The organism is Stenotrophomonas sp. YAU14D1_LEIMI4_1 (assembly GCF_003086815.1).
In the GTDB taxonomy this organism is placed as follows: domain Bacteria; phylum Pseudomonadota; class Gammaproteobacteria; order Xanthomonadales; family Xanthomonadaceae; genus Stenotrophomonas.
Genome location: NZ_CP025997.1, coordinates 1,826,868 through 1,842,602, shown reverse-complemented (window position 1 = coordinate 1,842,602; position 15,735 = coordinate 1,826,868). Strand labels below are relative to the sequence as shown.

General features: G+C 58.5%; 10 protein-coding genes and 1 pseudogene. 5 read left to right on the top strand and 6 right to left on the bottom strand.

The window, feature by feature from the left end; genetic code table 11:
- Positions 1 to 4: 4 nt before the first annotated feature.
- From C1932_RS08555 to C1932_RS08545, 3 genes are all read left to right on the top strand, one after another.
- Complete coding sequence (locus tag C1932_RS08555; protein ID WP_108761834.1) at positions 5 to 1,828, top strand: XVIPCD domain-containing protein; 1,824 nt, start codon at positions 5 to 7, stop codon at positions 1,826 to 1,828.
- A 740-nt stretch (positions 1,829 to 2,568) separates the two neighbouring features.
- Positions 2,569 to 2,931, top strand: coding sequence for a hypothetical protein (locus C1932_RS08550; protein WP_108761833.1), 363 nt, complete (start codon positions 2,569 to 2,571; stop codon positions 2,929 to 2,931).
- A complete protein-coding gene (locus C1932_RS08545) occupies positions 2,928 to 3,617 on the top strand; it encodes an Imm52 family immunity protein (RefSeq protein WP_108761832.1) in 690 nt (229 codons plus the stop codon). The genes C1932_RS08550 and C1932_RS08545 overlap by 4 nt, the downstream gene beginning before the upstream one ends.
- A gap of 43 nt (positions 3,618 to 3,660) precedes the next feature.
- On the opposite strand, the gene C1932_RS08540 is transcribed toward C1932_RS08545, so the two are convergent.
- Both C1932_RS08540 and C1932_RS08535 read right to left on the bottom strand, forming a co-directional pair.
- Positions 3,661 to 4,074: a hypothetical protein gene (locus C1932_RS08540; RefSeq protein WP_108761831.1), complete on the bottom strand. Its 414-nt coding sequence runs from the start codon at positions 4,072 to 4,074 to the stop codon at positions 3,661 to 3,663.
- A gap of 76 nt (positions 4,075 to 4,150) precedes the next feature.
- The gene (locus C1932_RS08535) at positions 4,151 to 4,933 is read right to left on the bottom strand and encodes a 3-hydroxybutyrate dehydrogenase (RefSeq protein WP_108761830.1); all 783 of its coding nucleotides are present in this window, start codon (positions 4,931 to 4,933) and stop codon (positions 4,151 to 4,153) included.
- A 1,086-nt stretch (positions 4,934 to 6,019) separates the two neighbouring features.
- On the opposite strand from C1932_RS08535, the gene C1932_RS19795 reads away from it, so the two are divergent.
- Both C1932_RS19795 and C1932_RS20150 read left to right on the top strand, forming a co-directional pair.
- Positions 6,020 to 7,255, top strand: a complete 1,236-nt coding sequence (locus C1932_RS19795) for a hypothetical protein (protein ID WP_159094512.1) — start codon at positions 6,020 to 6,022, stop codon at positions 7,253 to 7,255.
- Positions 7,256 to 7,734: 479 nt separating this feature from the next.
- Positions 7,735 to 8,079: pseudogene (locus C1932_RS20150) on the top strand (hypothetical protein); the annotation flags it as partial.
- Positions 8,080 to 8,531: 452 nt separating this feature from the next.
- Here the strand turns inward: C1932_RS20150 and C1932_RS08525 are convergent.
- From C1932_RS08525 to C1932_RS08510, 4 genes are read right to left on the bottom strand one after another with little or no spacing between them, the layout of a single operon-like run.
- Entirely contained in the window at positions 8,532 to 11,522 is a 2,991-nt protein-coding gene (locus tag C1932_RS08525; RefSeq protein WP_108761829.1) for a type I restriction endonuclease subunit R, read from the bottom strand.
- A gap of 10 nt (positions 11,523 to 11,532) precedes the next feature.
- Positions 11,533 to 12,690: a restriction endonuclease subunit S gene (locus tag C1932_RS08520; protein ID WP_199912016.1), complete on the bottom strand. Its 1,158-nt coding sequence runs from the start codon at positions 12,688 to 12,690 to the stop codon at positions 11,533 to 11,535.
- On the bottom strand, positions 12,683 to 14,209 hold the full coding sequence (locus tag C1932_RS08515) for a class I SAM-dependent DNA methyltransferase (RefSeq protein WP_108761828.1): 1,527 nt from the start codon (positions 14,207 to 14,209) through the stop codon (positions 12,683 to 12,685). Before C1932_RS08515 ends, C1932_RS08520 begins: the two co-directional genes overlap by 8 nt.
- Positions 14,206 to 15,702 (bottom strand): class I SAM-dependent DNA methyltransferase, encoded by a 1,497-nt coding sequence (locus C1932_RS08510; RefSeq protein ID WP_108761827.1) that lies wholly within the window; start codon positions 15,700 to 15,702, stop codon positions 14,206 to 14,208. The genes C1932_RS08515 and C1932_RS08510 overlap by 4 nt, the downstream gene beginning before the upstream one ends.
- Positions 15,703 to 15,735 lie beyond the last annotated feature (33 nt).

The window sequence follows — 15,735 nt, the reverse complement described above, 5'->3', positions numbered from 1 at the left end:
ACGGATGACATCTCCGAACGCAGCGCTGCAGGCGGCGCTATCTCGGTTTTCGAGTGAACCGGGCGTTTCTTCAGAGCAGCAAGCACAGTTGCGCGCGACGCTGGATGCTGATCAGGACCTGCTTGAACGGCTCAATGAACAGGCTGCAGCCGGGCATCTGTCCGGGTTCGCGTTGGGCCAGGCTGGCCATGAATCTTTGGCAGGCTCGTACAACAAGAGCAGCGGCGTAGTCACCCTCCCTGCCATTGACGCAGGAACGGGAGCCGACGAATCGCTGCGGGGTGCATTGCGACTGCAGGAAATGAGCATCCGATTTGCTCATAGCACCTACACCGATTCGAATGGCCAAAGCCAACCCGTGACGCAGGACATGGTCACCAATCTGCAGGCGACAATCAACGGATCGCCCACGCTCGCCAGCGAAATGAAACGAGCCGTCGTAACTACAGACAGCAGCAACGTCAACGACACAGGTAACGGCAGGCGGCAGCACATGCTGCTCGAGAATTTTGCACCGCTTAGTGGAACCGTCGCAGGTGGAACATTCTACCCTGGCGATAAGACAATGAGCATCCCGCCCGCCACACTGAACCAGCCTGCAGACAGATTCATGCAGAGCAGCGCAGCGGCCGACCTGACGTTTGTCTTAGGTCACGAGACTCAACATGCGTTCAATCAGGTAGATGTCGCATCTGCTTATCGTCAGTTTGACGCATCGGTAAAGGCGATTGCACGGGACAACAATCCCGTCAACGACTACACATTACCCATTGAGACCTTGATCGCAAGCAACCGCGAGGATGAGGCCAAAGCACAGATAGCAGGATGGAACGCATTGGTTGATAGGGTAAGGCAGACGGACCCTGCAGCCGACATGACCGCCATGCGGAATCTGCGCATCGGCCGGACAGACGATTTCATCGAAGCCGATCCACAGAACCCAAGACATGCCAGACCTCGGAGCGGATTTGAGTTCAACGAGAATGGCTCGCTATCGATGACGGCACAGAACATCACAACGCAAGCCAACTACTACTTCGACAAGCCTCCCGTCGGCACGCCCGGCGTGGCACGAAATCAGACCACCGGCATAGGCTTCCGTGGCGATTCTGATTACCCGAATTACTATGGGGCGGGCGCCGTCAGCCGTGCCATCGCTTTTGACAGGGCCTATGCCCACCCGATTTCGGGCGTTGAACCGCAATTTCATCTTGATATGCAGCGCCTGCGTCTCAGCGAGAGACTGCTCGAACACAACGGAATTACGCTCCCCCAAGCTACCGCCACAACACCTCAAACGTACTGGGATACGAGCACGACACCACCGACGCGCGGACTATTTCAGCACACGCGCGATTCGCACGAGCACACCTACCCAACGCCAGAGTTCAGTGCCCAACCAGCTCGCCCCGAGCACCCGGGAAGCGCAGACAAGGCTTTGTTCGATAAGATCTGCAGCGGCGTTCGCGAACTAGATCGAAGCGTGGGAAAGTCCTGGGACGACAACAGCGAACGACTCAGCGCAAGCCTGCTCGTATTGGCTACCCAAAAGGGCTTCACGGCGAAAGATGACGTTAGAGTCGCGTCCAATATGCCGACCGAGACCGTAGCCGGAGGGGAATTCGTACACATCTGGCGATGCGGACACCCCTCACCCGATCCGGCCTCCAACAGGGCACACATGCCAATGCAGGAGGCACTCTCGATGTCGGCGGAGCAACGCCTTGCTCAACTGGACGCCCTGCAACAGGCCAAGGCAGAGCAGATCGGAAGCAGACAGCAACAGGACGTCGCACTCGTGGAATCAGGTCCGGCTCGATCCATGTAGCTTGCCGTTCAAAGATCGCGATATGCGGCAGACTTTTCATGGTGAGTGCCGACGGCAGCATCCTGTTGGTCGACCCCATCGCGCGGCTGGCCAAGTCCAGGGTGCCGCCGGACATGGCCCGGCGCTACCCCACAGCGCCCGCGGCGCCCCCAGGTAGCGCCGGGCCATGCCCGGCGAGCGCAGCGGCCCATGACGCATTCGGCACGTCAAATCGGCCCGATGCGCCACATCGCGTCATGCGTTCTGTCTGCCGCGACCTCGCAGGGAATGCCTCATACAACTACTCCTAAGCGAAAAACGTCACGCATCTTTGGGCTTTCCGCGCCGTTTGCGTCATTTCATGTCGCGCCACGCCCGCCCGCGGCACGGACGAGCGCCCTCGTGTCGCATGTGCCACTGATCGTGCATGCGACAATCGTCTCCGCTCTCTCGATACATCAGCACGTTTCGGATTTTTCTGATTGAAGCGAGCGTGCACGCGTAGACAACATGGCGTGCCACCGACAACGGGTGGCCGGGCATGCAAACCCGAGACAGAAGTTGTTTACGCTTGCCCGTCGGCACCGTCCTTAACCGGTGCCGGCGGGCAATCCGTCGGCCGTCTATGGCGGGCGGTGCGTGGGGGTCTTCGGACCCGCCGGTCTATGGCAACTGTCTGTCCCGGTTTGCAGCCACGTACCGTCCGCCACCCCGCCTTGCGCGGGTGGCGCTGCTGTGCCTCTGCCACGGAAGCCGACGCCATGACCGCACCGAACGCCCTGCCCTTCAGCGCCACCGCTGATTCCATCAACGACGACGAAAACCCCTCGCCCGACCTCAGCACCCTGCTCGGCTGCCTCGACCGCATCCGCGCAGGCGAAGGCGCCGACGGCCAGCCTTGGCCCGAAACCCACCTGCCCCTTGGCCGTCGCATGGCCCTGGCCCGTATCGACCGCGCCGCCGCCGGTCTGCTCACCGTGGCCGAAGTGCTGCACGCCGCAGAGCGCTGCCGCGCCGTAGCCACACCCGATCGGCACCTGAGCGAAGGCGTGGTCGATGGCCTGTTCCTGGCCTGCCGCAGCCTGGCCGAACTGGTCTGCCAGGACATCCGGCCGCGCGGATGATCAGCGTCGTTCTCCGCTTCCAGATTGCCAAACACCACCACACCGATTACGAAGCCGCCTACCTGCAACTGGTCGAGATGCTGCAGCGCTTTCCCGGCAGCGACACCTGGTACTGCGAGGTAAACGCCCCCGGCCAGGTGCCGCTGCGGCTGGACGATGTCCCGGCCGTGCTGCACCGCCTGCGGGTGCGCGCCGAACTGGCGCCCGTGCGTACGTTCAGTGCATCGCTGTTGAACCGGCCAACCGGCCAGCGCCTGCCCGGGCTGATCAATATTGATTACAGTCCGGGCGTCGGCACCATGACCGTGGTCGTCAACCGGCCCGCCGACGTGCAGGCCAACCCCACCCGCTGGATCGCCGGCATCATGCTGGCGGTGCTGGAAAGCGAATTGGGCACCCGCTACGCATTTGCCGACGTCTACGACCGGCTGAATGGTCGGTTCGTGAACTACCACGATGCCTGCGCAAGCTACCCCGGGCGGCACTGCCTGGGGTGGATGGCGTATGTGCGCCGGGCAGTGAGCGCGGCGGAGTTACCACAGGCCGCATTGATTCTGCCCGCGCCGGGGGGATCGATTGTGGTGTCGGTGGATGGGGCGTTCAAGCTGGCCGACAAGAAGCATGTGCGGGTGGCGAACGCGCTGGAAATGCGGATGTATGAGTTGGGGTTGCTGCCGGTGTTTTAGCTGGTTGGGACGTCGGGTCTGCCGTGGTTGCAGAAAGGCGGGGTTACTTGCACACCGCAACCTGCCTTCCCTGCCAGACCGCCGGTGCAGGCGGCAGCGTTTCGGTCGATGTACCAGCCAAACTCTGCGCGCCGTCGAGATGGGTTACATGCAGTCCTCTGGCTTCCCGCTGCACAGCGATCGACTCGATGTTCCCGCGCATCAGAACTAAAGAATTGCCCCGTGGCTTGATCTTCATGACCTCAGGGGCGCTCGCTTCGCCCTCGTATCGCTGCACCACGGCATATCCACCATCCGGACCCCCAACGAACGAAACCTCCAGTCCCAGCAGGTCGCCGGATTCGGGGTGCATGCAGACGTTCGAATAGATGGGTGCCGGGTTCGGGGCGCCAGCGCCCGTTGCAATGCCAGGTAAAACCGCCAGCACCAGCATGCATAGAAGCTCTGGGTTGATCATCTGCGGGTCTCCATTCCTCAAGGCGCGAACGTGGCGGGCAGCTGGGAGTACACGAGATTGCAGCGTTAGCCGGTGGCTAGCGCGCCGTCCAGCCCCCATCCATCGGCAATGCTGTACCCGTAATCTGCGCCGCAGCATCCGAGGCCAGGAACACCACCATGTCCCCCAATTGCTCCGGCGTCACGAACTGCAGCGAAGGCTGCTTCTCGGCCAGCAGCTCACGCGCGGCGACCTCCTGATCGGTGCCATCCCGCTCCGCCAGCGCGGTGATCTGCTGCTCCACCAGCGCCGTGCGTACCCAGCCGGGGCAAATGGCGTTGGCGGTGATGCCGTTGCCCGCATTCTCCAGCGCCGTCACCTTGGTAAACCCGACCACGCCGTGCTTAGCCGCCACATAGGCCGACTTGTTCACCGACCCGACCAGCCCGTGTACCGAAGCAATGTTGATGATGCGGCCCGAACCCAGCTGCTTCATGTACGGCAGCGCCGCCGCCGTTGCATGGAACACCGCCGATAGATTCAGCGCCAGGATCGCATCCCACTTCTCGACCGGGAAGTCCTCGATCGAGCCGGTGTGTTGGATACCGGCGTTATTCACTAGGATGTCGATACGGCCCATCGTTGCGACAGCGCGGGCGATCATTTCCCGTACCGCTTCGCCGCGTGAAAGGTCGGCTCCATCGTGTGCCACCCGCACCCCAAACTCTGTCTCCAAGCCGGAGCGGATACGTTCGATCTCCGCCGAATCACCGAAGCCATTGAGCAAGATGTCGGCCCCCTGCCGCGCCAGCGCGGTGGCGATGCCAAGACCGATACCGCTGGTGGAGCCCGTGACTACCGCGACCTTTCCACTGAACATGGGTGATACTCCTCGGGACTGAGGCGCAGTGTAAACCTGCGCCATGCGTGGATGCTCCACCTCGGCACTACGAAACACGCAGTGCTTCTCCACATCATCTCGGCCACTTCAGGATGATCTCAGCTCGGCAATGGAAAGAGCAATCATATCCCTCCCTGAGACCGCAGCCTTGTTGTTTCCGAACTATCGGTTACTTCGCCGCACGGGCGTGCGCTGAAACAGCAACTACCCACGCATCAGGTGACCCATAGGCGCTTGCGAACAGGCGCACCCGGACAATCTCGTGAGGCACATTCTCCATCACCGTATCGCTCAATCAATACCATCTCTAAAGAACGTCGATGCACAGGATCGTCCCCATTGTATAGGTCGGCCCCCGTAGACGAGGCGAGGGGTAGCAACGTGGCTCTGTGTGCGCCGGCCGTGCTTACCACGGCATCACCTGCTACATTTCGACCAGTAACACCTCGCGCCTACCTGCGTGTTCCGAAGCATTCCGCATCAGCAAATTCCAGGTGCATGGATCACTTCGATCATGGGCTGGTTCGTCTACCGCACGCCAGCAATTCGTGAGGGAACTGCCGTGCAGTGCGAGAAGATTTTTTTAAATTACCTTAGGCCTCAACAGATTCCTCATCATTGCGATTGACCGTCTTCTAAGGTAGCGTTGCAGCTAATAAGGAAATTATGGAAGCTACCAGAGGGGGGCTCGATGGTATACAGGCATCACCCGCAGCATAGGTCAGCCGCATTTGCTAACAAGAAGTCGCAGTGGTGTATCACGCCGCCCGATGAGACCGCGTGCTATAACCTCGCGACTCTCAGCGGATGGATAGCGAATGGCGCATATTGGGGGCTTCACGTTTTGAATGGTGGCGTACCCGCCCCTTCTTTATTGGGAACATCGCCCAAGAATGACAACCTATTCATCGCCAAATTTGTCTCCAACCAGGGAGTTTGGCATGGCTATCCAGTTGCGCACTGGCTTTCTCCATTTGATAAGCCAACAATGGACGTTTTGAATAGCTGGAATGCCATTGGCTACATTAATAGGGCGGCAAAAGCGAAAATCCACAGAGGAAAGAAATGGACGCCGTAAAGATCAGAATTCCCGGCGCATTTTGGGACTCCCAAATTTACTCGGGAGAAATAATTCTATTTACGGATGGCGGAGGTGTACGACGATTCGACTGGCGCCAGTTCATCGATTCGATAGCAGATCATAATTTCAAAGTAATGACCGCGCTACGGATTGCCTTCGTGGATGGCGAGCTCTTCTACAATGAAAAAGTTAGAAAGATTCTACTTGATCCCGAGGTGTCCAGAGTAATTAAGTCGCAACTTGACACTTTGGCCTCGATGGATCTATGGGTTAGTGATAACTCTCGAGAAATGGGAAGGGAGACATCCAGTCCATTCGACTTCATGCCTACCGACACGGATATTTATTACAATAACGTCATTGCTTCCGGAGATAATGGACTCTTTAGCTGCGCGAGGGGACACATAGGGAAGCGATCCTCAGGTGCTTTTGTCGAAAAGCACCACGATGCAAAATTTATCCAAGTGAAAGCATCTGACCGCAACACTGCTGTGGCCGCTGCCGCAGGAGATGATGGATTACTGGAATTTTCGTTTGATCGTGAAGGTAGCGACGCCAGACTCGCCGCATCAAAGCTTCTTGCTCAGCGACCATGCAGTGCGTGCGACTGGGCATTCCAGAGCGTGGTGGGGTGGACCGAGTCTGACGGGTTTCTTGCAAATTTCAGAGAAGAGCGGCAAAGAGGAAGGACTGAGAAGATTCGTCTTTTTGATCGCGTCATCAATTTTTCTGAATTCTTTGACAATTCAACCGACGACCAATCCAAGTCCTTCTCATGGGGCGCACGCGAAAAATTCTACCGGATATCGGATGGATCCATATCCGTCGTGGAGCGCAGTGATTCATCCAAGTCCAGAAAGAGGGCAATGAATGAGTCGACCGGAGAGTTCAAGATACTCGACCGCATCGCTGCTAACCTTAATGCAGATTCAGTTGTATCGACTGGCACTGCACCTTTCGGGAGCGTCGTGGAGCTATCCGATAGGATCCTGGTAATACGCAGCGATGGACGGGTGGATACTTTCCAGGGCGAGCTTGTTCATTGGCGCATATTCCCCCGATCTTCCAATTACAGCAATCAACTGCACTTGATATACGAAGACCACATGGAAGTCGTGTCCTTCGTTCACGACTACTTTGTAGATCAAATAGATAAGAGATTTGGGTTCTATCGATCTGCTGACCCGCTTTCGGAAGAGGTCAAGGTCGCCTTTTCTTAGCATACTTAAGATGCGACTCCCCGCCGTAACTGGCGGGGATCTTTAGAGTCCGGATTATGCCCGCCACCAGTGGCCGCAAGCCGGTAGTCCTAAGCGACTATCACTACGTCGGCGATTGTCATTCTCTATCGTTCCTAGTCGAATTGGCGCCGCAGAACTACGAGATCGGTGCAGGCGTACAACAATCTTAGGAGCCAGCTCTCGCCTAGGTATAGCGGCGACACATCCAACACTTATGCGACGCATTGTCCAAGGATTACCCCACCCACTCGCGCTCGCCATCGCCATCGCCATCGCATCATACGCTTCATTATCGAGTCCGGACCTCGCCTTGATCGCGCCGTTGCCTGGGATGCGGAGTAAGAACTACTGCAAAGAAGGCGGTCGCGCTACTCGCTTGTGGCATGAGCGATTGCGCCACTTTGAATCACCATCAGCAGGACCGCTGCGCGAATGCGGCAGCCACGGAAGCCGACGCCATGAACGAATCCGACGCCTTCCCCTCTTACACCGTTGTTGAGCCCATCAACGACGACACTCCCCTACCCGACCTTAACTCTCTGCTCGGCATCCTCAAGCGCATGCGCGGCTGCGAAGGGGGATGGGCACCCTTGGCCAGAAACCGACGTGTCTCCCGGCCGCCGCGTCGGCGTGGCCAGGAGCGAGCGCGCGATGGTGGGAGCGCTGACGGTGCTGGAACTGCCGCACGCTGCAGACCGCTGCCGGGTGGCAGCGGAGCCAGACCAGTATTTGGATGAGGGTGTGATGGGCTGTTTCTGGCTTGCCGAGGGTTGGTTGAGCGGGCTTGTCGGGAGGTTAGGCCGAGTGAGCCCAATTTCCCGAACACGAATGCCGTAATGACAACCGAGGTGCCACCGCGTGTGGACGGGCACCTGCGCTGCGACGCTCGCTCAGTATCCATCAACAGGAGAACTGGAGGTCAGGAATATCCCTCTGGGCGGAGCGCAGATCCCAACTATTTTCAAGACCCGAAGCCTCTAGCTACCCCAGCCTGCGTAAGCATTCACGATAATCAGCTAGGACTATCAAAAACATCAGAGCCAGAGACATCAGCTTCCAGACCCCCTGATCCCCAGCGACCTAATACCCTCGCATAACATATAACAGTTGGAGGTCGCCCTAGCTAATCCAGGTCTGCATACGACATGCATCTCCTGCTCCGCAAAATGGCAACTCGTCTGAACTAGTAGAGCTTTCTGGCAGCCAGCCCGACTAGTGATGCCAGAAAGGCTTCATTCGAAGGCATCTGTATACGTTAGTAGTATTGCTTGATGTAGCTATAGGCCTTCTCGAAGAGCTCTTCATCCACGTGCAACTTGTACTTGAAGAGAGCCTTTCGCAGCGCTTTCTTGACCTCACGCTCGCCTGCTTGCGTGCTCTGCCAGCCCGGAAAGCGAACGAGCCGCACGATCTCGTCAATATCCGACACAACGCGTTCGACGATGATGGGCGTCTCAGAAGTCTTGATCTCGTTGAAAAGCTCGGTGAGCGCGGCCTTACCACGATCTTCGTGCTCTTCGGGCTGGACATCCTTCTCGGCTTGCAGCGTCTCCTTTGCGATTTCCAGCAACTGCTTCAGAAACTCGACGCTGCTGATCTGACCGAATTCGAAGCGGTCCTTCAGGGCATCAAGCCGCTCCGACAGCTTCTTGAACTTGGGGTTGCCGCCATGCTCGCGCAGCCGACGCTTAAGCTTGATCTCGATTTCATCGGCCTTCTTCGGATCGGGATTCGACAGCACAGCCTCCAGCAGATCAGCGTCCAGCACCAGGGTGTCAAGGTCATCCCGCACGGCGTCCACATGCACGTTCTGGTGGATCAGCTCGATGGTCTTGGCGCCTAGCGAATGCCAGATTAGCTTGCCGTGGCCACTCGAGGGCTGCACCGACTGGTACACCTGGGACAGCCACTTGTAGTCCTTCTCGAACGGGCCAAGCACAATGTCCGGTGACAGCGCCTCCCATATCTTGCCCAGCACGCTGTAGGCGGCCGCGAAGTTGTCACGAACCTCATTGTTCGGCAGGCACTGTTGCGCAGCGATCAGACCTTCATAACCTTGCAAAGAGCGATCACAGCCAGCGAAGAAGGCCAGGCTCTTCTGCATGGATTCGGGCAGCTTGTCCTTCAGCTCCTGAATGTTGCTGACCACCTGCTTAACACTCTGGTCGTCAAATTCCAACGCTGCCGCTACATCATCGAAGATGCCGAGGTAATCGACGATCAGACCGTGAGTTTTCTGCTCGGAGTAAGTGCGGTTCACCCGGCAGATGGCTTGGAGCAGCGTGTGGTCACGCAGCGGCTTATCCAGGTACATGGCCTGCAGGACCGGAGCGTCGAAGCCCGTCAGCAGTTTGGCCGTGACGATGATCAGCTTCAGCGGATCGGCCGGGTCGCGGAAACGATCCAGCAGTCGCTCTTCTTCGTCACGGCTTCGGGCGTAATGCGAGTACTCCGGGTGCTCCTTCTTGTCGGACGCCTGCACCGACATCACGATGTCTGTAGCCTCGGGCGGCAGCAGCTTGTCCAGTTCGACCTTGAACAGCAGGCAGCACTCTCGGTCGAAGGTGACGATCTGACCCTTGAAGCCGTTGGGCTCCACCTTCGTCTGGAAATGCTCGACGATGTCCTCGCACACCTTGCGGATTCGCTCGGGCGTCTTGACCAGCACGGCCATCTTGGCGGCAGTCTTGGCGAGGTTGTCCTTGTCCAGATCCGACAGGCCGCCGGTCAGGTCTTGGTAGGCGGCATCCAGCGCCGCCTTGTCGATGTGTAGGTCAATAAGCCGGGGCTCGAAGTGCAGCTTCAGCGTGGCGCCGTCGCGGATCGACTCCTCGAAGCCGTACCGGCTCATGTAGCCCTTCTCGTCCTCGTCTGCCCCAAAAGCATAGAAGGTGTTGCGGTCGGCACGGTTGATCGGCGTGCCGGTCAGGCCGAACAGAAACGCATTGGGCAGGGCCTCACGCATCTTGCGGCCCAGATCACCTTCTTGGGTGCGGTGAGCTTCGTCCACCAGCGCGATGATGTTGCTGCGGTCATTCAGACTGCCCGCGGCCTCACCAAACTTGAATATCGTGGTGATGATGATCTTGCGCACATCCTGCGCCAGCAGTTGTTGCAGCTTCTCGCGGCTGTCCGCCTTTTCCAAGTTGGGAATGTCCGCCCCGGTGAAAGTGCCCGTGATCTGGCTGTCGAGATCGATCCGGTCCACCACGATCAGTACCGTGGGATTCTTCAGGCCAACATGCATGCGCAGCTTCTGCGCGGCAAATACCATCAGCAGCGACTTGCCCGAACCCTGGAAGTGCCAAATCAGCCCTTTCCTGGGGTAGCCCATCAGCACGCGCTCGACGATCTTGTTGGCCGCTTCAAACTGCTGGTAGCGGCAGATGATCTTGATGCGCTGCTTTTTCTTGTTGGTGGCGAACAGGGTGAAGCTGCCGAGGATGTCCAGCACCAAATGCGGGCGCAGCATGCTCTCGGCGGACAGCTTGAGCGACTTCAGCGGGTGATGCTGACCATCCTCCCCATTGCGATCCAGATGCCACGGCCCCCAATCCTTGACCGGCAGACCGATGGAACCATAGCGATAGGCTTTGCCTTCAGTGGCCACTGAGAACACATTGCAGACGAACAGCTCCGGCACGAACTTCTCGTAGTCGTCGTGCACCTGCACCGCGCCATCGACCCAGCTGATGCATTTCTTGACTGGCGTCTTGGCCTCGATCAGCACCAGCGGCAGCCCGTTGACCAACAACACGAGATCGGCGCGGCGCTCGGTGGGACCTGCGCGGTAGATGAACTGCTGGGTGACGATGTATTGGTTCTGCGCCAAATCATCCAGGTCGATCAACCGCACCGGCACATGCTCGTTGTTAGGGCCGAAGGGCATCGAGCGCTCACTGCGCATCCAGGCAGTCATTTCCTCGTTAGCGCGGATCAGCCCGTCCGAGCGGACCGACAGCACGATGGCGCGCAACTTGTAGAGCACCTCGTCGGCCCGGTCGGGCTGGGCGGCAATCTCGGGGTTCAGTCGAATGAGCGCATCGCGCAGCCAGGGTTCGACCAGCACTTCCTGGATCTGGCGCGGCACATCAGCAGGGGCGACATAGCGCCAGCCGATGCCTTTGGGGCTAGGACCGTAGCTGACACTAGGCTCCTGGACGGTGTTGGCCGGGACAGCCTTGATAGGACCGGCGAGCAAATCGCGGACGTAGGCTTCGACGGTGTTGGCTTCTGTGAATGACATGGCTACCTCCTCACGACGCCAGATTCTGGTTAAGGAAATAGCGCTTCATCTTCATCGCATCAGCGTGCCTCGATTTCGCTTTGCCTACCGCAGCCCGCACGGCATCCACTTCAGCAATAAATGCGTCTTGTTCATCAAGGTCGATCTTTGGGACAGCAAGAGAAAATAGCTTGTCACTCTCCAGACGCTTGGTGCCGTGTGATGACTCCGAAACCAGCCGGAGGTAGCGTGGCGCCGCGTATTCGAACCAATACTGGATGTACTTAGGCCGATACTCATCGCTGACCACCAACGCCTTCATATCCTGATTAAATGCAGCAGGCACCAACGTCCGTGCAACGGGAAACGTGTGCGCTAGAATCATCCCTCGGACGACGATCATGATCGTGTCTTTGGGCATCAGCTTCGATCCCGCCTCAACACCTTCAGCCGTGAGATTCTCCTCAGCTGAATCAAGCTCGACCAGTTTCATGTCCTTCGGGCTTACCCACGGAATCGGGCCACCCCAAAAAGCGGAATTCCCCCGCGAGGGTGTTCCACCACTGTGCCATTTCCCGATCTCGGAAACCTTACGATATTCGGCATATGAAGTCTCGAAGTGATCGATCATCAATGAACGGCGTAGCTTCTCCGCAGAGTCTGATAGTGACTCTGTCAGTTCCAGGAATTCCTCGAAGCGAGTTAGCCCCCCCAGGAGCCTTTCCTGCTCATCCTTCGGCGGAAGCGCAAACTCCTGCGCCGCCATCGTTTTCCAGTTGATCGTTGGTGATAGAGAACCTACAGAAATCTCCACCGCGCGATTCATGAACAGATCACTCTGCATGAAGAATGGAAGGAGTTCGGAAAGTACAACTTCAGGCTTAGCCCGCAGTACCATCGCATGAGCCGAGCAAATGCCATCGAACTCGGAGACACCGAGCTTGCGCTGGTAGGCGCGACGGCGACCGAAAATTACGTCGCCCTTCTTGAACATCAACTTGGTGGCTTCCACGTCGTCCGGCGTACCCCAGCGACGGATCTTCAGCGAATCGGCATCCAGGTGTTCGAGACCAACGTAGTGCTCCATGCCTGATTCGGACGGGTTGTCGATACGGACATTGACGTTCGTCGCCATCTGATCGAAGCGCCAGACCTTCCAACCCGGCTTCAACTTATTGTTATCAGACACGCTCGATGTCCTCCGTAATCAGCCCATCCAGCGTTTCCACCAGTGCATCCATCTGTTGCCAGAACGCGCGGCCATCGGTTTGCCATTGTTCCCAGGTAGAAAGCAGCGATACCGCGTTGCCACTGCTGTCGGTAGTGATGGCAGCAGTAATACGCTTCACGTACAGCGGTATCGATAGGTTGCCTGCATTCGCGCCGATTTCAGCTAGTGTGGCGACCTTGGCGAAACCGGGCACATCCGCAAAGGCATTGTAAGCGCCCAGGATGCGCTGCTGGTGCTCGGGCTTCAAAAAGCTCTGCGCTCGTTCGCGAGTGACCTCGTTGACAGCGTCGATGAAAATCACCTTGCCCTGGCGTGCAGCGATCTTCTTGCGGTTGCAGATGACGATGCACGACTCCATCGGGGAGTTGTAGAACAGATTGGGGCCCAAGCCGATGACGGCCTCGATCCAGTCCTGCTCAACCATCTTGGCGCGCATAGCCTGTTCTTCGTTACGGAACAGCACACCGTGGGGCCAAAGAGCGGCACTACGCCCCTTGGAGGTGAGGCTGCTCAGGACATGCTGCTGGAAGGCGTAATCGGCGCGGCCTTGCGGCGGCGTGCCCAACGAGTTTCGGCCCCACTTGTCACTGCTCCAGGCCTCTCGATTCCACTGTTTGATGGAGTATGGCGGGTTAGCCAGGATCACATCAAACTGTCTCAAACGGTCGCCTTCGATGTGCTTCGGTTCCGCCAGAGTGTCGCCCCTGATGATTTCAAAGTCCTCCACGCCGTGAAGGAACAGGTTCATGCGGGCGATGGATGACGTGATGAGATTGCGCTCCTGCCCGTAGAGCTTGAGCGAGCGGTACTCGCCGCCCGAACGTTTCACTTCGTCCAGTGCCGAAATCAACATGCCGCCGGTTCCGCAGGTGGGGTCGTAAATCGACTCGCCGGTCTGCGGCGCCAGAAGCTGCGTCATCAAGTGGACGACGGTCCGGTTGGTATAGAACTCGGCCGCCGTGTGGCCTGAGTCGTCCGCGAACTTCTTGATCAGATACTCGTAGGCGTTGCCCAACTCGTCCTCGGGGACGTTGGCCACCGAGAGTGTCTGGGTCGAGAAGTGCTCTATCAGGTTTTTCAGCGTTTCGTCGGGCAGGCGTTCGCGATTGGTCCAGGGGGCATCGCCGAAGATGCCGTCGAGCAGATACGGGTTGGCCGTCTCGATGGCGCGCATGGCTTTCTGGATGGCTGCGCCCACACTCTTCGGCGTCTGACGCACATCGGTCCAGTGAGCACCTTGGGGTATCTGGAAGCGGTGATTCTCGGCGAACTGGGCGTAGGAGAGGTCGCCCTTAGAGTTGGCCAGCGCCGCCTGGTATTCCTCGTCCCAAACGTCAGAAACGCGCTTGTAGAACAGCAACGGGAAGATGAACTGCTTGTAGTCACCCGCGTCGATGAGGCCGCGAAGCAGCACGGCCGCACCCCACAGGTAGCTTTCGAGATCTTGTTGGCTTATGCGTTTGCTGGGGTGACTCATTGCAGCCATCCCCCTTCAGCCATGACCTGCGCGAGCCGCTCTTCGGCTTCACGGCAGCGGGTGAGCGCGTCCTTGAATGTCGCGATAGCATCGGGCAGGGGTGGGATGTCCTCTTGCAATGGCGGCAGGACATAACGCGAAATGTTCAGCGTCCAGTCCTCGGCCTTGATCTCGTCGAGACTGACCAGGCGGACTGCGTCCTGCACGTCAGCAAAGTCGCGATACCAGCCGAGGATCTCGGTGGCGTGGTCGGGTTCCAGATAGTTCTGCGCCCGCCCACGACGGAACAGGCGCGACGCATCGGCAATCAACACCTTCTTCCTGCGTTTGGCCGGCTTGCGCTTGCGCAAGACCAGGACGCACGCGGCCAGACCGGTGCCGTAGAAAAGATTGGGCGCCAACCCGATCACGGCCTCGACCAGATCCATCTCCAGCAGTGTCTGACGAATGCTTCCTTCTGCGCCCTTGCGGAACAGCGCGCCCTGCGGCAACACCACAGCCATGCGCCCGCTGCCCACTGCCATGGACTTGACCATGTGCTGCACCCATGCAAAGTCACCGCTGGATGCCGGCGGCAGGCCAGCGAAGTTGCGCCCGTAGGGATCGTTTACCCAGAGATCCTCTCCCCACTTCTCCAGCGAGAAGGGCGGATTGGCAATCACGCAGTCGAAGGTGGCCAGTCTGTCGCCCTCGAAGAAAGCTGGACTGCGCAGCGTGTCGCCGCGCACCACCTGGAAGTCCTCGATGCCGTGGAGGAACAGGTTCATCCGGGCGATTGATGAGGTGGTCAAGTTCTTTTCCTGACCGTAGAGCTTGCCCCATAGCCGCTTGACGTCACCATGCTGCTCCTTCACGTGCTGCACGGCAGCCAGCAGCATGCCCCCGGTACCACAAGCCGGGTCGTAGATGGTCTCGGCTTCCTTGGGATCGAGCATGTCGATCATCAGCCGCACGACGCTGCGTGGGGTATAGAACTCGCCAGCCTTCTTGTTGGTGGCGTCGGCGAATTTCTTGATCAAATATTCGTACGCATCGCCTAGCACGTCCGAATTGACCTTAGTGTTGCCGAACGGCAGCTTGGAGAAATGCTCGATCAAGTCCTTGAGCAAGGCATCGGACAGCCGCTCCTTGTTTGACCACTGGGCATCACCGAACACGCCGTACAGGGTTTCGGGGTTGGCCTTCTCAATTTCGCGCATCGCACGCTGAAGGCCCGCCCCAACATTGCTGGCCTTAGTGCGAACGTCGTTCCAATGGCTGTCTTCCGGGATCTGGAAGCGATGCGACTCCGGGAACCAGGCCAGTTGCTCGTCGCCAGTCTCGTCTACGATGTCTTGGTACTCCTCGTCCCAGACATCACAGATGCGCTTGAAGAACAGCAGCGGGAAGATGTAGGTCTTGAAGTCAGCCGCATCCACCGGGCCGCGCAGGATGTTGGCGGACTCCCAGAGGTGGCCCTCGAGCTGACTGAGGGTGAATTTCTGTTCGCTCACAATGCGCCTTTCTTATGATGTGCACATCAGCTT

Coding starts and splice junctions, on each gene's coding strand:
- C1932_RS08545 (WP_108761832.1), top strand. CDS start 2,928: ATGATCAGCGTCGTTCTCCGCTTCCAGATTGCCAAACACCACCACACC.
- C1932_RS08515 (WP_108761828.1), bottom strand. CDS start 14,209: ATGAGTCACCCCAGCAAACGCATAAGCCAACAAGATCTCGAAAGCTAC.
- C1932_RS08550 (WP_108761833.1), top strand. CDS start 2,569: ATGACCGCACCGAACGCCCTGCCCTTCAGCGCCACCGCTGATTCCATC.
- C1932_RS08525 (WP_108761829.1), bottom strand. CDS start 11,522: ATGTCATTCACAGAAGCCAACACCGTCGAAGCCTACGTCCGCGATTTG.
- C1932_RS08535 (WP_108761830.1), bottom strand. CDS start 4,933: ATGTTCAGTGGAAAGGTCGCGGTAGTCACGGGCTCCACCAGCGGTATC.
- C1932_RS19795 (WP_159094512.1), top strand. CDS start 6,020: ATGGACGCCGTAAAGATCAGAATTCCCGGCGCATTTTGGGACTCCCAA.
- C1932_RS08540 (WP_108761831.1), bottom strand. CDS start 4,074: ATGATCAACCCAGAGCTTCTATGCATGCTGGTGCTGGCGGTTTTACCT.
- C1932_RS08555 (WP_108761834.1), top strand. CDS start 5: ATGACATCTCCGAACGCAGCGCTGCAGGCGGCGCTATCTCGGTTTTCG.